This is a genomic window from Methyloversatilis sp. (assembly GCF_965284615.1).
Classification (GTDB): domain Bacteria; phylum Pseudomonadota; class Gammaproteobacteria; order Burkholderiales; family Rhodocyclaceae; genus Methyloversatilis.
In genome coordinates this window covers 84,149-100,639 of sequence record NZ_OZ260098.1, presented here as the reverse complement: position 1 = coordinate 100,639, position 16,491 = coordinate 84,149, and the positions used below count along the sequence as shown (strand labels likewise).

At 70.2% G+C, this 16,491-nt stretch carries 20 protein-coding genes; all 20 read right to left on the bottom strand.

All coding sequences use genetic code 11. The features are described from left to right. Position 1: 1 nt before the first annotated feature. The gene (locus tag ACQ66H_RS00470; protein ID WP_430432354.1) at positions 2 to 544 is read right to left on the bottom strand and encodes an NADP oxidoreductase; all 543 of its coding nucleotides are present in this window, start codon (positions 542 to 544) and stop codon (positions 2 to 4) included. Next, positions 541 to 1,233 (bottom strand): 2Fe-2S iron-sulfur cluster-binding protein, encoded by a 693-nt coding sequence (locus ACQ66H_RS00465; RefSeq protein ID WP_430432353.1) that lies wholly within the window; start codon positions 1,231 to 1,233, stop codon positions 541 to 543. Before ACQ66H_RS00465 ends, ACQ66H_RS00470 begins: the two co-directional genes overlap by 4 nt. Then, positions 1,230 to 3,047 (bottom strand): NAD(P)H-dependent oxidoreductase subunit E, encoded by a 1,818-nt coding sequence (locus ACQ66H_RS00460; RefSeq protein ID WP_430432352.1) that lies wholly within the window; start codon positions 3,045 to 3,047, stop codon positions 1,230 to 1,232. The genes ACQ66H_RS00465 and ACQ66H_RS00460 overlap by 4 nt, the downstream gene beginning before the upstream one ends. Continuing rightward, a complete protein-coding gene (locus tag ACQ66H_RS00455; RefSeq protein ID WP_430432351.1) occupies positions 3,047 to 4,495 on the bottom strand; it encodes a sigma-54-dependent transcriptional regulator in 1,449 nt (482 codons plus the stop codon). The genes ACQ66H_RS00460 and ACQ66H_RS00455 overlap by 1 nt, the downstream gene beginning before the upstream one ends. Further along, positions 4,492 to 6,237 carry an enoyl-CoA hydratase-related protein gene (locus ACQ66H_RS00450; protein ID WP_430432350.1) on the bottom strand — a complete coding sequence of 582 codons (1,746 nt, stop codon included), beginning with the start codon at positions 6,235 to 6,237 and terminating at the stop codon, positions 4,492 to 4,494. Before ACQ66H_RS00450 ends, ACQ66H_RS00455 begins: the two co-directional genes overlap by 4 nt. Continuing rightward, positions 6,234 to 6,695, bottom strand: a complete 462-nt coding sequence (locus ACQ66H_RS00445) for a hypothetical protein (protein ID WP_430432349.1) — start codon at positions 6,693 to 6,695, stop codon at positions 6,234 to 6,236. Before ACQ66H_RS00445 ends, ACQ66H_RS00450 begins: the two co-directional genes overlap by 4 nt. A gap of 6 nt (positions 6,696 to 6,701) precedes the next feature. Beyond that, positions 6,702 to 7,778: a hydrogenase expression/formation protein HypE gene (gene hypE / locus ACQ66H_RS00440; protein ID WP_430432348.1), complete on the bottom strand. Its 1,077-nt coding sequence runs from the start codon at positions 7,776 to 7,778 to the stop codon at positions 6,702 to 6,704. Continuing rightward, entirely contained in the window at positions 7,775 to 8,914 is a 1,140-nt protein-coding gene (hypD, locus tag ACQ66H_RS00435) for a hydrogenase formation protein HypD (protein ID WP_430432347.1), read from the bottom strand. The genes hypE and hypD overlap by 4 nt, the downstream gene beginning before the upstream one ends. Further along, positions 8,911 to 9,153 (bottom strand): HypC/HybG/HupF family hydrogenase formation chaperone, encoded by a 243-nt coding sequence (locus ACQ66H_RS00430; protein ID WP_019916012.1) that lies wholly within the window; start codon positions 9,151 to 9,153, stop codon positions 8,911 to 8,913. The genes hypD and ACQ66H_RS00430 overlap by 4 nt, the downstream gene beginning before the upstream one ends. Next, positions 9,144 to 10,283 carry a carbamoyltransferase HypF gene (locus ACQ66H_RS00425; protein ID WP_430432346.1) on the bottom strand — a complete coding sequence of 380 codons (1,140 nt, stop codon included), beginning with the start codon at positions 10,281 to 10,283 and terminating at the stop codon, positions 9,144 to 9,146. Before ACQ66H_RS00425 ends, ACQ66H_RS00430 begins: the two co-directional genes overlap by 10 nt. After that, positions 10,280 to 11,242 (bottom strand): hydrogenase nickel incorporation protein HypB, encoded by a 963-nt coding sequence (gene hypB / locus ACQ66H_RS00420; protein WP_430432345.1) that lies wholly within the window; start codon positions 11,240 to 11,242, stop codon positions 10,280 to 10,282. Before hypB ends, ACQ66H_RS00425 begins: the two co-directional genes overlap by 4 nt. Positions 11,243 to 11,431: 189 nt before the next feature. Next, a complete protein-coding gene (gene hypA / locus ACQ66H_RS00415; RefSeq protein ID WP_430432344.1) occupies positions 11,432 to 11,776 on the bottom strand; it encodes a hydrogenase maturation nickel metallochaperone HypA in 345 nt (114 codons plus the stop codon). Continuing rightward, positions 11,769 to 12,848 (bottom strand): hydrogenase formation protein, encoded by a 1,080-nt coding sequence (locus ACQ66H_RS00410; RefSeq protein ID WP_430432343.1) that lies wholly within the window; start codon positions 12,846 to 12,848, stop codon positions 11,769 to 11,771. The genes hypA and ACQ66H_RS00410 overlap by 8 nt, the downstream gene beginning before the upstream one ends. Continuing rightward, positions 12,845 to 13,348, bottom strand: coding sequence for a [NiFe]-hydrogenase assembly chaperone HybE (gene hybE, locus ACQ66H_RS00405; protein ID WP_430432342.1), 504 nt, complete (start codon positions 13,346 to 13,348; stop codon positions 12,845 to 12,847). The genes ACQ66H_RS00410 and hybE overlap by 4 nt, the downstream gene beginning before the upstream one ends. A gap of 28 nt (positions 13,349 to 13,376) precedes the next feature. Continuing rightward, complete coding sequence (locus ACQ66H_RS00400; RefSeq protein WP_430432341.1) at positions 13,377 to 13,598, bottom strand: rubredoxin; 222 nt, start codon at positions 13,596 to 13,598, stop codon at positions 13,377 to 13,379. Between the two features lie 2 nt (positions 13,599 to 13,600). Then, entirely contained in the window at positions 13,601 to 14,476 is an 876-nt protein-coding gene (locus ACQ66H_RS00395) for a hydrogenase expression/formation C-terminal domain-containing protein (protein ID WP_430432340.1), read from the bottom strand. Between the two features lie 14 nt (positions 14,477 to 14,490). Beyond that, positions 14,491 to 14,997, bottom strand: a complete 507-nt coding sequence (locus ACQ66H_RS00390) for a hydrogenase (protein WP_430432339.1) — start codon at positions 14,995 to 14,997, stop codon at positions 14,491 to 14,493. After that, positions 14,994 to 15,359: a HypC/HybG/HupF family hydrogenase formation chaperone gene (locus tag ACQ66H_RS00385; protein WP_430432338.1), complete on the bottom strand. Its 366-nt coding sequence runs from the start codon at positions 15,357 to 15,359 to the stop codon at positions 14,994 to 14,996. The genes ACQ66H_RS00390 and ACQ66H_RS00385 overlap by 4 nt, the downstream gene beginning before the upstream one ends. A gap of 3 nt (positions 15,360 to 15,362) precedes the next feature. Next, positions 15,363 to 16,037 carry a HyaD/HybD family hydrogenase maturation endopeptidase gene (locus tag ACQ66H_RS00380; protein ID WP_430432337.1) on the bottom strand — a complete coding sequence of 225 codons (675 nt, stop codon included), beginning with the start codon at positions 16,035 to 16,037 and terminating at the stop codon, positions 15,363 to 15,365. 24 nt (positions 16,038 to 16,061) lie between these two features. Next, positions 16,062 to 16,487 carry a HigA family addiction module antitoxin gene (locus tag ACQ66H_RS00375; RefSeq protein WP_430432336.1) on the bottom strand — a complete coding sequence of 142 codons (426 nt, stop codon included), beginning with the start codon at positions 16,485 to 16,487 and terminating at the stop codon, positions 16,062 to 16,064. Positions 16,488 to 16,491 lie beyond the last annotated feature (4 nt).

Here is a 16,491-nt window from a genome sequence, read left to right as displayed (position 1 = left end):
TTCAGTCGTAGCGGATCAGGCCGGGCGCCGGCGTCGGTGTGCGCCCGGCGATCAGGTCCTGCAGCAGTTGCCAGAAGGCGTCGGCCGGCGGCGGGCAGCCGGGCAGCGCGTGATCGATGCGCACCACTTCGTGTATCGGCAGCACGCGGTTCAGCGGCAGCGGCAGTTCCGGGTCGTCCGGCACCCGACCATACACCGACTGCAGGATGTCGCCGACGTCGAGGTGATTGCGCAGCGCCGGCAGGCCGCCGGTGATGGCGCAGGCGCCGACCGCCACCAGCACGGTGCAGCGGGCGCGGAAGGCGCGCAGCACCTCGACGTTCTCGGCGTTGCACAGACCGCCTTCGACCAGGCCGATGTCGCATTGCTCGTGCTCGCCGACGGTCTTGATGTCGGTCAGCGGCGAGCGGTCGAATTCGACCCGCTCGACCAGATCGAACAGCCGCTCGTCGATGTCGAGCAGCGACATGTGGCAGCCGAAACAGCCCGCCAGCGACACGGTGGCGACGCGCAGCTTGCGCGGCGACGGGGAGCTCGCGTTCATCCGCGCGTGTCCTCCGTGTCGAAGCGGCGCTGGCCGATCGGCACCGCGAAGCCGACCCGCTTGGGCAGCAGCGCGCCGACCGGGCAGATGTGGGCCGCGCGGTCGTCCACCGACAGCGCGCTGTCGCCGAGGCGGCCGCTCGGGCTGTCGATCAGCAGCCGGGTGGCGATGCCGTGGCCGCCGATTGCGAACACCCGCTTGCCGTCGATCTCGTCGCTGGCGCGCACGCAGAGCTGACACAGGATGCAGCGGTTCGGTTCGAACAGCACATCGGGGTGGCTGGCATCGACCGGCCGCTCCGGGTTCAGCGCCTCGAAATGCAGGTCGGTCATGCCGGCGCGTTCGGCCTGAACCTGCAGCACGCAGTTGCCGCTCTTTTCGCAGCCGGGGCAGAAGTGATTGCCCTCGACGAACAGCATCTGTAAGAGCCGCAGCCGCTGCGTAGCCAGCGACGCCGTGCGGCATTCGACCTTCTGGCCAGCCACCGCCGGCGTCACGCAGGCAGCCACCGGGCGGCCGTCGGCCAGCACGGTGCACAGTCGGCACGACGCGCTGCCGGACACTTCGTCGCTCCAGCACAGGTGCGGAATGTCCAGCCCGGCGCGCGCGGCGGCGCTCAGTATCGTGTCGCCCGGCTGCAGCGCGACCGGCTGGCCGTCAAGGTCGATGGTCGGATCGACGGCGCTCATGCCGGCGTGTCCGTGTGCAGATGCGCGCCGGCGTCAGTCCGCCCGGTCACGCGGCGCGCTGACGACAGTTCGGCGTCGAGGTTGACATCCGGCTGGAACTGCGGCGCGGTCGCGCGCTGCGCGTAGGCGGCGCCGAAATGACGCATCGTGTCGCGCAGCGGATTGCAGGCCGAGGCGCCGAGGCCGCAGTGGGTGCCGCTGTGCAGCACCGTGTCGAGATCGTGCAGGCGGTCGATGTCGAAGGCGGACGCGCTGCCGGCGCCGCGCGCGTGAGCCAGCTTGTCCAGCCGACGCACCACCAGTTCGGTGCCGACGCGACAGGGCGTGCACAGGCCGCAGCTTTCGTGCGCGAAGAAGCGGGCGAAGTGGCGCGCCACCTCGAACAGGTCGCGTGAGTGGTCGAACACCATGAAGGCGCCGGCGCTCGGCACGTCCTCGAAGGCGATGGCGCGGCCCGCTTCCGACGCCGGCACGCAGGCGCCGGACGGCCCGCCCACCTGCACCGCCTGCACGTCGCGCGCTCCGCAGTCGGCCAGGATCTGCGCGATGGACGTGCCCAGCGGGTATTCGTACAGGCCGGGTCGCGCGCAGTCGCCGGACACCGAATGGATCTTGGTGCCGGTCGATTGCGCGGTGCCGATGCCGGCCCACCAGGCGCCGCCACGGCGGGCGATGTGGGCCACGGCGCAAAAGGTTTCGACGTTGTTCACCACGGTCGGCCGGCCGAGGTAGCCGGCCTGCACCGGGAAGGGCGGGCGGATGCGCGGCGTGCCGCGCTTGCCTTCGAGCGATTCGATCAGCGCCGATTCTTCGCCGCAGACATAGGCGCCGGCGCCCAGGTGGATGGCGATGTCGAAACCGAAGCCGGCGACGCCGCCCGCGTCACGGCCGAGCAGGCCCTGCGCGCGGCGGCGCGCAAGCACCTGTTCGAGCTGCGGCAGCAGGTAGCGGTACTCGCCGCGCAGGTAGAGAAAGCCCTGCTGCGCGCCGACCGCACGCGCCGCCACCGTCATGCCGTCGAACACGGCGTCGGCGTGACTGGCCAGCAGCACGCGGTCCTTGAAGGTGCCGGGCTCGCCCTCGTCGGCGTTGCAAACGACCACGCGCAGGTCGCTGACGGCGTCGCGACAGGCCTGCCATTTGCGCGCGGTCGGGAAGCCTGCGCCGCCGCGGCCGCGCAGGCCGGAAGTCGCCACTTCGTCGAGCAGGGCCTGCGGCGACCGGGCGAGCACCGCCGGCAAGGCGGGCGTGTCGGCGGCCAGACCGCTCAACAGCACGTCGGCGCGCTGCACGCCGTCGATCACGTCGAACCACTCGGCCGGCCACTGCTCGACCGGCGTGCCGGCGAGCAGCAGATCGGCGAGCGCATCGACGCGCACCGCGTCCAGTCGCGTGACGACCTGATGGTGATTCACCAGCAGCGCCGGGCCCTGGTCGCACAGTCCGGTACAGGAACAGCGGTTGACACTGAAGCGGCCCTGCGCGTTGACCTCGCCCGCTGCGACGCCGAGGCGTGCGCACAGCTGCGCCAGCCGCGTTTCGCTGCCCAGCATGCGGTCGGTGATGTTGTCGGAGAACAGCACTCGCGTGCGGCCGACCGGCCGGGTGTGGAAGAAGCGGTAGAAGCCGGCCACGCCTTCGACCTGGGCCGGCGTCAGACCGAGTGCGGCGGCGATGTGGGCGAGCAGCGGGCGCGGCAGCCAGTGGGTGAGCGCCTGCGTTTCGCGCAGGATCTGCACCAGCGCGTGCGGATCGCGCTGCCAGCGGCCGAGCACCGCATCGACCCCACCCGCGACTGTCGCAGCATCGACCATCACCCCTCCAGCCCGAAGCGCACCATCTTTCCACGCAGACCGACCCGGGACAGACCCAGTTCCTTGGCGGCGCGCGTCTTGTTCCAGCGGTGGCGGAGCAGGGTTTCGCGCAGCACCATGGCTTCGATCGCGTCCAGCCGCTCGGCCAGTGTGCCGCTGGCGGGCAGCGGGGTGGCGCTGGCGGTGGCGGTGAGGCCGGCCTGGCCGTGCAGCACGCGCAGCGACAGCGACTGCGCCTCGATCCGTTCGCTGTCGCTCAGCGCCAGCGCACGCGCCAGTTCGTTGCGCAGTTCGCGGATGTTGCCGGGCCACGGATAGCCCATCAGACAGGCCATCGCCTCGTCAGTCAGCGAAGCGCCGGGGCGGCCCAGTTCGATGCCCACCTCGTTGACCACGCGGCGGGCGATCGGCTCGATGTCGCCGACGCGCTCGCGCAGCGGCGGCACGGTGAAGGTGGCGCCGGCGATGCGGTAATACAGATCCTCGCGGAACAGCCCTTCGCGCACCCGCTGTTCGAGGTCGCGGTGGGTGGCGGCGATGACGCGCACGTCCACCGGCACCGCGCGCGTGCCGCCGACCGGGCGCACCTCGCCTTCCTGCAGCACGCGCAGCAGGCGCACCTGGAAGGCGGGCGAGGTTTCGCCAATCTCGTCGAGGAACACGGTGCCGCCGTCGGCGCGCTGGAAGAGGCCGATATGGTCTTCGTAGGCGCCGGTGAAGGCGCCGCGCTTGTGGCCGAACAGTTCGGATTCGAGCAGGGTTTCCGGTATCGCCGCGCAGTTCTCGACGACGAAGGCGCCATTGGCGCGCGGACTGGCGTAGTGGATGGCGCGCGCCAGCAGCTCCTTGCCGGTGCCGGATTCGCCGAGCACCAGCACCGACAGGTCGTAGCGGGCGACACGCGAGGCCATTTCGCAGACCGAATCGAGCGGGCTGCCGGTCGAGCGCTCGATGCGATCGAAGCCGAAGGTGCGACGCGCGCGCTCCAGCTTGTGCGCGGCGCGCTGGCGCAGCACGGGTGTGGCGGTGCGCAGTTCGAGGTCGAGGCGGGCGGTTTCCTGCTGCAGCGTCTGCGCCTCGGCGGCATTGCGCACGGTGGCCAGCAGATGGTCGGGCACCCAGGGCTTCAGGATGTACTGGTAGATGCCGGCGTCGTTGATGCCGGCAATGATGTCTTCCGAATCGGTGTAGCCGGAAATGACGATGCGCACGACGTCGGGCCAGCGCTCGCGCACCTCCTTCAGGAACAGCACGCCGGTCAGGCCGGGCATGCGCTGGTCGCACAGGATGACATTCACCTCGTGCCGCTCCAGCTGCTGGCGCGCGTCGTCGGCGCCGCTGGCGGTGAGCACGGTGAAATCCTCTTCCAGCGTACGGCGCATCGCGTCCTGCGAGCGGACCTCGTCATCGACCACCAGCACGGTGGGCACGCGCAGGCTCGCGTTCATCGCGCAGCCACCTCACGGTGCACGGCCAGGTGGCGCGGCGTCCAGGCATGCGGAAGCTTGTGCACGAAGTGGTGGCGCGCCACGTGGTAGCTGGGATCGAAGCCGTAGAAATTGCGGTGCATGCGGGACAGTTCTTCCTTGCGGTAATCGGCGAGCGGACGTTCGGCTTCGTGGGCCGCGCGCTCGGTCTGCTTGCGCATGACGCGATCGCGCAGATTGTACGACGCGGCCAGCAGCCGGGCTTCCTGCACCGCCGCATCGAGGGCATCGCCGGCCGGCACGTCGAGACAGCGGTTGACGAAGCCGATGCGCAGCGCCTCGGGTGCCGACAGCGGCAGCCGGCTCTGCATCAGCGCACGCGCGCCGTCGGCGCCGAGCCGGCGCGGCGCGAGGTAGGTCCAGTACTCGGAGCCGTACAGATTGCCCATATTCTTGTAGTGCGGGTTCAGCATGACGCCGCGCTGCGCCCACACCTCGTCCGCCGCCAGCGCGAGGAAGGCGCCGCCGGCACCGGCGTTACCGCGCAGCAGCGACACGGTGAGGCGGTCGGTCGTCGTGATGATTTCCAGCGCGACGTCGTTCATCGCGTTGATGTTGCGCCACGATTCGTCGGCCGCGCTGTCGCCGTCGCGGTGCGCCGCCGCCTCGATGCAGTTGAGGTCGATGCCATTGCTGAAGAAGCCGTCGCCGCCGGCTATCAGCAGGACCTGCGTGTCGCGCCGCTTCACCTCGACCAGCGCGTCGCGCAGGCGCTGGCACTGCGCGGTGGACATCGCGCCATTGCAGAAGTCGAAACTCAGCACGCCGACCCGCGCGCCGTGCTCGCCGTGTTCGGCGTAGCGCAGCTCGCCCCACTCGTCGGCCGCGCGCACAAGCGGCACCGCGCGCTCGGGCAGTGCCGCCGCATCCGCCCCGAAAGCCTGCGTCGCCGGCAGCTTGATCGGCGACGCGGCATCGCCAAGGGCGACCGACACTCGGCCTATCCAGATGCCACCATCGACGGTCCGGCGCAGCAGCGCGCCGTCGCGCTGCGCCAGCAGGTCGCCCAGCGCGCCACCGAAACCGGCCAGCGCCTCCAGCGTCGCCGGGTGCGCGTCGAACAGCCGGCAGGGCTGGCCGAACAGTGCATCGATGACGCCGGGCTGGCCGTCGGAGGCGCGTATCTTCGCCAGCACCGTTGCGCTGTCGTCGCGCGACCAGTCGATGGCGCGACGCGACTGCGGCAGCACGCCGCGCCAGCCGTCAGCCGCGGGCGCACTTTTCTGCGGCGCTTCGCCGGCAGTGAAGCGGGCGAGCGCCTGCAAAGTCGCCGCGACGGCCGCCTCGGTCACCTCGCGCCGGTAGATCGCGCCCTTGGACGCCGCACGCAGCGGGAAGGTGGCGGCCCCCCATACCGGGCCGGCGTCGAAATCACCGTCCGCCTGCAGCACGGTGACGCCCCATTCGCGCTGCCGCTCGACGATGGCCCAGTCGAGCGCGGCCGGGCCGCGGTCACCCGGCGGCCCCGGATGTACGACGAAACAGGGCAGGGCGCGCCACACCGACTCCGGAATGCGCCGCTTCAGGAAGGGCGCCAGCACGAGGTCAGGCTGGAACAGCGCCACCGCCTCTCCGGTCACCGCGTCGGCAATGTCCAGCTCGACCGACAGCGTGTGGCCGAGCGCCGTCAGTTCGGCGTACAGGCGCTGGCTCAGGCTGTTGAAGCTGTGGCACAGCAGCAGGATGCGCAGTGGCGCCGTCATTGCGGGAACCTCAGCCCATCCAGCGTGCGCGCGGCGTCGCGGCGGCCCATGTAGAGCGCGAGCTTGCTCTCGACCGCATCAAGCGCGCTGTTGAAGGCGGTCGCGTCTTCGGCGGCCAGCAGCGGGCGCGCGACCAGCGCCACATCGGGACCGAAGTGCGGCGCCAGCCGCTGCATGGCGTCGGCGCGGCGCATTTCGAGCAGCGCGTTGGCCGGCGTTGCGCTGCTGTTGGCGGCTGGCAGCGCTGCCGGTTCGACCGCCTCGACATGGCCCAGCGTGCGCAGTTCTTCGAGCAGATCAGCTGCGCCGTCGCCGATCACCTCCTGCAGCGCGGACAGCGGTGCCTGACCATTGACGACGATGAGCGCCGCGCGCAGCCGTCCGCGCAGCGTGCCGGTACGCGACAGCAGTTCGGCGCGGCCCTTGTCGGTCTTGGCATAGACGCGGTCGGCGCTCATCGCGGTTCAGCAGATGCGCGGCAGCTGCTCTCCGCTCAGCCAGTTGACGACTCGCCGGCCGCCGAAGCGGGTGTTCATCTGCACGAAGTGATGCGCGTCCTCCTGCACGACACCGATGCGTGCCGCGTCGGCGCCGTGCGAATGCGCGCGCATCGCGGCGAGTACCGCGTCGGCGTGCTCCGGCGGCACGATGGCCAGCAGCTTGCCCTCGTTGGCAACGTATAGCGGGTCCAGCCCGAGCAGTTCACAGGCCGCATCGACTTCCGGCTTCACCGGTATCGCTGCTTCGTCGAGCAGCATGCCGACGCCGGACTGGCGGGCGATCTCGTTCAGCGTGGTGGCCAGCCCGCCGCGCGTCGGATCGCGCAGCGTGCGGATGGCCGGACACACCGCCAGCATGTCGGCGACCAGACCGTTCAGCGCCGCAGTGTCCGACACGATGGTCGTTTCGAACTCCAGCGATTCGCGCTGCGACAGCACCGCCACGCCGTGGTCGCCCACCGTGCCCGACAGCAGGATGACGTCGCCCGGCCGCGCGTTGGCACCCGACACGTCGATGCCGTGCGGCACCACGCCGACACCGGTGGTGCTGATGAATACGCCGTCGCCCTTGCCCTGCTCCACCACCTTGGTGTCGCCGGTCACCACCGCGACGCCGGCTTCGCGCGCGGCGGCGGCCATCGACTGCACGATGCGCTTCAGGTCGGCCAGCGGAAAGCCCTCTTCGAGGATGAAGCTGGCCGACAGCCAGAGCGGCGTGGCGCCCATCATCGCCACGTCGTTCACCGTGCCGTGCACGCTGAGCGCGCCGATGTCGCCGCCGGGGAAGAACAGCGGAGAGATCACGTGCGCGTCGGTCGCCATCACCAGGCGGCTGCCCTGCGGAATGGCCAGCGACGCGCCGTCGTTGCCCTGGCGCAGGAAGGGATTGTCGAAGGCGGCGAGGAAGATTTCCTCGATCAGTTGCGCGGCGGCGCGACCGCCGGCGCCGTGGCCCATGTCGATGCGGCCGTTGCGGATGTCCAGCGGCCGGACATAGCCGGCGCGCACGGCGCCGCCCTTGCTGTCGTCTCTCGCGTTCATGCTGTCACCACCGGAATGTCCTTGAACCGCCCGTAGGCGTAATGCGCGGCACAGGCGCCTTCGCTCGACACCATGCAGGAACCGATCGGGTTTTCCGGCGTGCACACGGTGCCGAAGATCTTGCAGTCGGTCGGCTTCTTGACGCCGCGCAGGATGGCGCCGCACTCGCAGGCTTTGTTGTCGGCCACGGGCTTGTAGCCGACGTCGAAACGGCGCTCGGCGTCGAATTCCGCGAAGGCCGGCCGTATCTTCAGCGCGCTGTACGGCACTTCACCCAGACCGCGCCATTCGAAGCTGGGCCGCAGCTCGAACACCTCCGACACCTTCTGCTGCGCGGCGAGGTTGCCGTCGCGGTTGACCGCGCGGGTGAATTCGTTTTCGACGTGCGCGCGGCCGTCGTTCACCTGACGCACCAGCATCAGGATGGCCTGCATCACGTCCAGCGGCTCGAAGCCGGCGATCACGACCGGCTTGCGGTATTCCTCGGCGAAATGCTCGTAGGGCGCGGCGCCGATGACGATGCTCACGTGCGCCGGACCGATGAAGCCGTCGATCGGCACCGTGCCGTACTGGCGCACTTCCGGTGACTCCAGGATGTGGGTGATGGCCGAAGGGGTGAGCACGTGGCAGCACAGCACGCTGAAATTCTTCAGCCCCTCGCGCTGCGCGCGCAGGATGGCGAGCGCGGTCGGCGGCGTCGTCGTTTCGAAGCCGATGGCGAAGAACACCACCTGACGCTCCGGGTTGTCGCGGGCGACCGCGAGCGCGTCGGCCGCCGAATACACCATGCGGATATCGCCGCCACGCGCCTTCGCCTTCGTCAGCGACAGGCTGTCGGAGGCCGGCACGCGCATGGTGTCGCCGTAGGTGCAGACGATCACGTCGTGTTCGAGCGCCAGCTTGATCGCCATGTTGACGCGGCCGATCGGCAGCACGCAGACCGGACAGCCGGGGCCGTGGATCATGCGCACATTCGTGGGCAGCAGTTCGCTCACGCCGTAGCGCGAGATGGCGTGCGTGTGGCCACCGCAGAACTCCATGAAGCTGTAGGGGCGGTCGCCGCGCGCCTCAATGGCCAGACGGTCGGCGATCTTGCGGGCGACGTCACCGTCGCGGAACTCGTCGATGTACTTCATGACGCCGACTCCGTCGCGGCCATCGCCGCCGACATTTCGCCGAACAGCGCCAGCGTGCGCTCGGCCTCCTCCGGGTCGATCATGCCGATGGCGTGACCGACGTGGACGATGACGTAGTCGCCAACCTGCGCCTCGGGCACCAGTTCGATCGACACTTCCTTGCGGATGCCGCCGAGATTGACCACCGCGCGTTCGTCCTCGCGCAGTTCGACCAGCTTGGCGGGGATGGCTAGACACATGACAGGGACTCCGTGAGCACGCCGGGTGCGAGATGGATCTGCTGCGCGACCGCCCAGGCCTGGCCGAGCGCCAGACCGGCATCGCCACAGGATGTGGCCTGCGGCCGCAGCACGCGCAGGCCGCGGCTCTGCAGCCGCAGCGTGACGCGGCGCGTCAGCAGCGCATTCATGAAACAGCCGCCGCCGAGGCAGACGGTATCGACCTGGGTGGCCTGCGCGGCGGCGATCGCCCACTGCGCGAGGCCGTCGGCCAGCGCCAGGTGGAACCAGGCGGCCGCTTCGTCGGCATTGCCGTCCGGCCAGTCGAGCAGGCGGGCGAGCAGCGGACGCAGATCGAGCATGGTGTCGCCGGCGACCTCGACGACGCTGTCCAGCGTCGGCTCGCCGTGCGCGGCAAACCAGCGCTTGGCGGCCGATTCGAGCGCGATGGCGGCTTCGGCCTCGTGCGACTGGCGCACGCTCAAACCGAGCGCGCCGGCAGCGGCGTCGAACCAGCGGCCGGTGCTGGTGGTCGGCGGGCTGTTCAGCCCGCTGTCCAGCATGCGGGCGACGGTGCGTGCGGCCTGCGCGCCGACCGCAGCGGTGTAGCGCGCCTCGATGTCGGCGCCGCGGCCCAGGGTCTGCATCGCCGCCGCCGCCATGCGCCAGGGCTCGCGTGCGGCGACGTCGCCGCCGGCCAGTCGCAGCGGCCACAGGTGGCCCAGCCGGCGCCAGTCGCCGGGCGCCACCCACAGCAGTTCGCCGCCCCAGGCCACGCCGTCGGTGCCGAGGCCGACGCCGTCGAGCGCCAGCCCGACCACCGGTTCGGTCAGGCCGTGCTCGGCCATCACGGCGGCAATGTGCGCGTGGTGATGCTGCACACCGACGGCCGGTACGCCCAGCCGGTCGGCCAGCGCCACCGCCAGCTGCGTGCTGTAGAAGTCGGGGTGCAGGTCGTGCGCGATCGCCTCGATCGGCATACAGGACTGCGCGCGCAGCTGGTCGAGCGACTGTTCGAGCGCGACGCAGGCGGCCGGGTCGCCGAGGTCGCCGTGCATCGGCGACCAGACCGCGCGGCCATCCTCGAACAGGCAGGCGGCGTTCTTCAGCCAGGCGCCAGCCGCCAGCACGGTGGGGAGTCGGGGGCTCATGACGCGGTGCTCCGCACGATGTCGTCGATGCGCGCCTGCAAGCCGGCCACGGCGTCGGCCTTCAGTCGCGCTTCGATCCAGGTCAGCCAGTCGCCCATGCCCTCTCCGGTGGTGGCCGACACGCGGATCACCTGGATGGCCGGATTGACGCGCCGCGCGAAGGCGATGCAGCGCTCGACGTCGAAGTTCAGGTAGGGCAGCAGGTCGATCTTGTTCACCAGCATCAGCGTGCTGGCGGCGAACATGTCCGGGTACTTGAGCGGCTTGTCCTCACCTTCGGTCACCGACAGGATGGCCACCTTGGCCGCCTCGCCCAGGTCCCACATCGCCGGGCAGACCAGGTTGCCGACGTTCTCGATGAACAGCAGGCTGCGTTCATGATCGTGCCGGTGCAGGCGGGCGAAGGCTTCGGCCACCATCGGTGCGTCGAGGTGACAGCCCTTGCCGGTGTTCACCTGCAGCGCCGGCGCGCCGGTGGCACGGATGCGGTCGGCGTCGAAAGAGGTCTGCTGGTCGCCCTCGATCACCGCCACCGGCAGTCCGGGCGCGCGCGTCTTCAGCGCCTCGATGGTGGCGCACAGCAGCGTGGTCTTGCCGGAGCCGGGGCTGGACACGAAATTCAGCGCGGTCACGCCGTGCGCCGCGAAGTGCGCGCGGTTCTGCGCGGCGACGCGGTCGTTCTCGCCGAGGATGTCGGTTTCGAGCCGGATCGCGCGCGCCTGGCTCATGCCGGGCACCGACACCCTGGCCACACCGGCGCCGAAATGCAGGTCGCCGCTGGCCGGGTTGACGGCGACGTGCGAAGCCTCCGCCTGCGCCGCTTCAGCCCGGCGGATCGCCGGCGCACCGGACTTCACCCGGCGTGCCGCGGGTGAATAAGGACTGGGCGGATGGGCGTGCCCGTGCCCCTCCATCGTCACCTGGTTGCCGTCACCGGCACATCCACACACTACGCACATATCGGTCTCCTCAGTCCCTGCCCGGTCTGAGCCGGGTCATGCCATCCTGCTCCGCGCGATCGCCCGCGCGCCAACCTTGTTGTAGGAGCGGTCTTCTGACCGCGACCGCGGCGACGGATCGGCAGTTGGCTCATGATCAACCGCCCTGTCGCGGTCAGAAGACCGCTCCTACAGAATCCAGACCGGCTATCAATCCTCTACCTGCATGTCGATCACCTTCAGTTCGGTGCCGCCGGTCGGCTGCAGCCGGTAGCCGCCGCAGTGCGCGCAGGCGTCACCGCGCTGCGCGATCTGCACGGTGAGACTGCAGTCCATGCACCAGGCTTCGCCCGGTGGTTCGTCGATGTCGATGCGCGCACCGTCGAGCAGCGTGCCGGGGGCGATGGCTTCGAGCGCGAAACGCAATGCGCGCGGCTCGACACCGGCCAGCTGGCCCGCCTCCAGCCGCAGATGCGTGACGCGAGCGAAGCGCTCGCGCTCGGCAGTGCGCTCGACCAGCTGCAGGATGCCGCCGGCCAGGCTGGCTTCATGCATGGGCCACCTCCCGCCGGTCTGCCACTTCGTAGCGCACGCAGGGGTCGTAAGCCGCCATCAGCAGCGCGACACGGCGTGCGCAATCGGGCGCCGTCGGGTCCAGCTTTTCGAGCGCGGCCGCCACCGCACCTTCCGCATCGAAATTCCATTCGGTCGGCGCCAGCACGTGACAGGCGTCGATGCGCGCCTCGTCGCCGCGACCATCCAGCCGTACGTGATGGACGAGCAGGCCGCGCGCCATTTCCGCCCAGGCCAGACCTTCGCCCGGCCCGAGCGCGACACGGCCGCTGCGCAGGTGGCCTTCGCCGCCCGGCAGCGCGAGACGCACCAGTTCGGCCAGCCGCGCGGCGAAGCGATCGGACGCCGAGCGCGCCGGCGCGGAATCGGCCAGCCGCGTCCAGCAGCCGGTTTCGGCACAGCCGCCGTCGATGCGCGGGCGACGGGTGAAGGCCGGGTCCTGCGTCATCGCGGCGGCGAGTGAGCGCAGCGCGGAGTCGCTGGCGTGCACATGCAACGGCGGCGCCGCGACCAGCGGTGCGTCGGCCAGCGCGGCGCTGTCGCGCAGCCCACGGGCGAGCCAGGTCTGACCCGCGTCGCGCCAGTCGGCGAAGGCCTGCTGCGGTGCCCGCTCGAAGGCGGCCAGCCAGCCTGCCGGTGCGACGCCGAGCAGGTGGCACTCCATCCAGCCCGCCATGTTGTCGGTGCACGCGTCGTCGCGCAGCACCGGGCAGGCGGCCAGCGCGCGCGGCGCCTCAGCCGACGGCTCGGCCATCAGCAGCGCCGGCCAGTCGAGCAGGATGCGACGCAGGTGTTCGCGCAGCGTTTCGCCGCGCAAGGTGTCCGGCAGCGGCGCATCGCGGCCCTGCGCGGCATCGACCGCGGCGCGCGCGCACAGCCGGTGCGCGTGGCTGCACAGGCTGAACACAGCGCCGAGCAGGTCGGACAGCGACCGCGCCGGGCGACCGATGGCTAGGCGCGCCGCCCAGTCCGGACGCTGGCCGCTCAGCGCGGCCGGACGCGGGGCGCCCGGTTGCACGCGCAACATGCCGGCCAGTGCGTCCAACGACATCATGGCGTGCGGCTCCGCCCGAACAGGAAGCCACGGCGGGCCGGCCGTTCCGGCTGTTCCGCCGCGTCCTTCGCCACCTCGGGCAGCGGTTCGCGCAGTCGTGCCAGCACCGCCTGCGCGGTGGCGACGGCAGTGTCCTGCGACGCGAAATCGAACATCGGCGAGAACAGTGAACAGGCGTCGAAGGTACCGATGGCGGCTTCGTGCGCACCGATAAAGTCGAAGCGCTCGCGCCCGACCGCCAGCCGGCGCGTGACGCCGACACGCCCGAGATCGTCCTCGCGCGCCAGCGGCAGGCGCACCAGATTCATGAACCACGGCGTCACCAGCACGCCGCTGGCCGCCGCCGGCAGGTCGGGCTCCGACGGGCACAGCTCGAAACCCACTACCTCGACGCGCAGCGCCGCGTTCATGATCGGCAGCCCGGCCATGCGGGTGTCGGCGATCTGACGGAACAGCGCTTCGAGGGCGCTGAGGCGGTAGGTGAGCATCGGGTCGGTCATGTCTGCTGGTCTCGTGAGGCGATCGACCTCAGTCGATCACCATGAACTGGTCGGCATCGCCGTCGCACTGCGGGCAGCGCCAGTGCGACGGCAGGTCGGTGAATGCGGTGCCCGGCGCGATCTGCCACACCGGGTCGCCCTGCTGCGGGTCGTACACCCACCAGCAGATCTTGCATTCGAGCTTCGCATTGTCCGGCAACTTGCCGGCGTCGCCGAGATAGCTGCCTTCGAAGCGCGCGTTCGCCGACATGATCAGTTGCCTTCCACCCAGGCCAGCACCTCGGTCAGGCGCTCGAACGAATCCTCCATGTCTTCCTTCGCCGCCATCGCCACCTCGGGCAGCGCGGTCACCTCGACCGTGTTCAGGATGACCACGTCCTGCGAGTTGTAATAGACGACGCGCCAGGTATTGGGCACGCGCGTATTGGTGATGCGGCAGTTGCCGTAGCCGCGCGACAGGATGAGCACGCGGCCGGTGCCGAGGTGGTGGTCCATGAAGCCGATGTCCTCGTTCGACATCGGCAGCAGGGTCAGATTCACGACGTGCGCCGGTTTGCCCGGCTTCCAGCCGCGCCACTGGTCCTCGATCTCGGCCAGCAGCGCCGGCGCGTTCTGCACATTGGGCGGCAGCGCGCCCTGCCAGCGCGGCACGGTGAACCACAGGTCGTCGGCGGCCGAGGTGCGCAGCACCTGCGGAATGACGCCCACCTCTATCGTGTCGGACACGACCCGGCCGTCGTCAGTGACGATGACGCGCCAGACGCCGGCGAATACCGACTCCTGCACTGCGACGTGGTGCGCGGCATCACCTTCGGTGCGCACCTGCGCGCTCACTTCGCCCTCGCCCATGACCTGGTTGATCAGCTTCAGGTCCTCGGGCGGCAGCCGGGTCAGGTCGATGCTGCGATTGCGGCCGTCGCCGCGGGTCGCGCCGAGGCAGGCCAGCACGTCGCGCAGCGCCAGATGCGCCTGTTCGTGACCGACCAGCTCTTCCGGCTCCGGCAGGATGGGCGGACGGAAGGTTTCCATGCCCTGCGGCATGTTGATGTATTGCAGCGTTTCGTCCTCGACCTGGGTGCCGGGGCCGATGACTGCGACCGGAATGGGAAATGCGGGAAACTCTTTCACGTGCCGTACTCCGCTCAGTGACAGGAAGAATCGGATGCGCTGCCATTGCGCACCGGGATGCCGATGGTGGGGGCGCGCGACGCGGGCATCGCCAGCGCTTCGGCGACGCGCTCGACATAGACATCCCAGTCGAGCATGCCGGACAGCACGGTGACGTACTGGCCGTCGCGCACGAACACCAGCGCCGGCCAGCGGATCGAGCCATAGCGCTTGGCGATGGCGTCCTCGTGTTCGCGGACGGCGACACCGACGGCGAAGCGCTGCGCGAAGTGCTGGCGCAGTTCGGGCAGCACGACGGCGACGTCGAGCGCCTCGGGGAAGCGCACCGGGTCGCCAGCCAGCAGGATGACGCGGTCGCCGCCGCCGGCCGCCCAGTCGGCGACGTTGTCGGCGGTGAGCCAGGTCGCGCCGTGCGCGCTGACCAGGCGGTCGATCAGCGGCGACAAGGTGGCCAACTGAGCTGCCGGCGCGGCGACCGGCAGCGTGACAAGCGCTTCGGATGATGCGGCTTCGATGCTCATGCGATTTCTCCCTGCGTGGTGTCGTGCAAGTTGTCGTGCGAGTTGTCCTGCACTGCCGGGCGGGCGCCGGACAGCGCCCGCAGTTGTTCACTGCTCATGGCCGACGGCAGCGCAAAGGCGGCAGCGCCGTCACCACCTTCGCCCTGCATGACGGCTTCGATCAGGTCCAGCGTGGCGTTGACTTCGCGCCCACGCTCGACCGTAATGCGTTCCTGTGCGCTGTCGAGGAAGACCAGCAGCCAGTCGCCGATTGCCACGTCGCCGACCAGCGCGGTGCGCACGCGGCGCAGGCCGAGCCGGCCCACGCACTGCGCATGCCCGGCCTCGGTCGCCATCACCTGCATCGGAATCCCCAGGCACATGGCTCAGCCCTCCAGCGAAGGAAAGAAGCGGGCATCGCCGCTGCGACAGGCCAGCTCTTCCGGCGGACGTTCACCCTCGTAGCGCGTCAGTTCCAGTTCGGCGAAGGTGATGCACTCGCGCTCGGTCAGCGGCGTGGTGCGCGGCACCGGCCGGGCGCCCCAGCGACGCAGCGTGTCCAGCCCGAGCGCCAGCGCTTCGTCCATCGCCCGGCGCACCGAGGGGCGCAGGCTGCCGCCGTAGTCCTCCAGCTCTTCCGGCTGACAACCGATCAGCAGCACTTCGCGCGGGTACTGGCCGGTCAGCTGGGCCAGCATCAGCACCTCCTGGAAACCCGTCTGGTGCAGGCTCATCTTCTTCGCGCCCATGAAGCGGGGCACGTCGTCGTTGGCGATGCACTTGAGCGTGCCCGGCTCGAGGCCGTAGTCGATGGCGTCGAAGATGAGCAGGCAGTCGGCCGCCTGCACGTGCTGCACCAGATAGAGGCCTTGGGTGCCGCCGTCGATCAGCTGCACTTCCGGGGCGTCATCGGCGTCGCCGTCGAACTCGACGCGCTGCTGCAGCGCTTCGACGCAGCGCACGCCGAAGCCTTCGTCGGCCCACAGCACATTGCCGATGCCGAGCACGACGATGCTGTCACGGGGAGGGTGACAGCTGCATCCGGACGGATTCGTGTTCATGGTCGGACCTTCCTTCGGAAAAAATCAGTGAGCGCCGCGCGGAAGCGTGGCGTGAGGCGTGGCGCGCAGCGCCTTCCAGGCGTGGAAGCTGTCCCAGGCGGACTGCAGCGCCAGCCAGAAGGCGGCGTCGGTGCCGAACAGCAGGGCGCAGCGGATGGCGGTGTCGGGCGTCATCGCGCGCTGGCCGTGCACGATCTCGTGCAGACGGCGGCGCGACATGCCGAGCGCGCGGGCGGCTTCGCTCTGCGACATGCCGAGCGGTTCGAGGAAATTGCGCGAAAGAAATCGTCCCGGATGCCACGGCGCACGCACCGGGATGCCGGCGGGTACGCGTTGCAGCGGTGACCGTCCGGGACGCAAGGGGTGCACAACGAGCCTTCTTTCGCTTGAGGAGGCGGTGGGCGCGTCCGCCGCTGCGGTGCTGGCTGCAAGCAAGGTGGCGGCGGACATGGCC

What these genes read in the sequence shown, in the direction of transcription:
- ACQ66H_RS00470 (WP_430432354.1), bottom strand. Translation starts at nt 544, where the DNA reads ATGAACGCGAGCTCCCCGTCGCCGCGCAAGCTGCGCGTCGCCACCGTG.
- ACQ66H_RS00465 (WP_430432353.1), bottom strand. Translation starts at nt 1,233, where the DNA reads ATGAGCGCCGTCGATCCGACCATCGACCTTGACGGCCAGCCGGTCGCG.
- ACQ66H_RS00460 (WP_430432352.1), bottom strand. Translation starts at nt 3,047, where the DNA reads ATGGTCGATGCTGCGACAGTCGCGGGTGGGGTCGATGCGGTGCTCGGC.
- ACQ66H_RS00455 (WP_430432351.1), bottom strand. Translation starts at nt 4,495, where the DNA reads ATGAACGCGAGCCTGCGCGTGCCCACCGTGCTGGTGGTCGATGACGAG.
- ACQ66H_RS00450 (WP_430432350.1), bottom strand. Translation starts at nt 6,237, where the DNA reads ATGACGGCGCCACTGCGCATCCTGCTGCTGTGCCACAGCTTCAACAGC.
- ACQ66H_RS00445 (WP_430432349.1), bottom strand. Translation starts at nt 6,695, where the DNA reads ATGAGCGCCGACCGCGTCTATGCCAAGACCGACAAGGGCCGCGCCGAA.
- hypE (WP_430432348.1), bottom strand. Translation starts at nt 7,778, where the DNA reads ATGAACGCGAGAGACGACAGCAAGGGCGGCGCCGTGCGCGCCGGCTAT.
- hypD (WP_430432347.1), bottom strand. Translation starts at nt 8,914, where the DNA reads ATGAAGTACATCGACGAGTTCCGCGACGGTGACGTCGCCCGCAAGATC.
- ACQ66H_RS00430 (WP_019916012.1), bottom strand. Translation starts at nt 9,153, where the DNA reads ATGTGTCTAGCCATCCCCGCCAAGCTGGTCGAACTGCGCGAGGACGAA.
- ACQ66H_RS00425 (WP_430432346.1), bottom strand. Translation starts at nt 10,283, where the DNA reads ATGAGCCCCCGACTCCCCACCGTGCTGGCGGCTGGCGCCTGGCTGAAG.
- hypB (WP_430432345.1), bottom strand. Translation starts at nt 11,242, where the DNA reads ATGTGCGTAGTGTGTGGATGTGCCGGTGACGGCAACCAGGTGACGATG.
- hypA (WP_430432344.1), bottom strand. Translation starts at nt 11,776, where the DNA reads ATGCATGAAGCCAGCCTGGCCGGCGGCATCCTGCAGCTGGTCGAGCGC.
- ACQ66H_RS00410 (WP_430432343.1), bottom strand. Translation starts at nt 12,848, where the DNA reads ATGATGTCGTTGGACGCACTGGCCGGCATGTTGCGCGTGCAACCGGGC.
- hybE (WP_430432342.1), bottom strand. Translation starts at nt 13,348, where the DNA reads ATGACCGACCCGATGCTCACCTACCGCCTCAGCGCCCTCGAAGCGCTG.
- ACQ66H_RS00400 (WP_430432341.1), bottom strand. Translation starts at nt 13,598, where the DNA reads ATGTCGGCGAACGCGCGCTTCGAAGGCAGCTATCTCGGCGACGCCGGC.
- ACQ66H_RS00390 (WP_430432339.1), bottom strand. Translation starts at nt 14,997, where the DNA reads ATGAGCATCGAAGCCGCATCATCCGAAGCGCTTGTCACGCTGCCGGTC.
- ACQ66H_RS00385 (WP_430432338.1), bottom strand. Translation starts at nt 15,359, where the DNA reads ATGTGCCTGGGGATTCCGATGCAGGTGATGGCGACCGAGGCCGGGCAT.
- ACQ66H_RS00380 (WP_430432337.1), bottom strand. Translation starts at nt 16,037, where the DNA reads ATGAACACGAATCCGTCCGGATGCAGCTGTCACCCTCCCCGTGACAGC.
- ACQ66H_RS00375 (WP_430432336.1), bottom strand. Translation starts at nt 16,487, where the DNA reads ATGTCCGCCGCCACCTTGCTTGCAGCCAGCACCGCAGCGGCGGACGCG.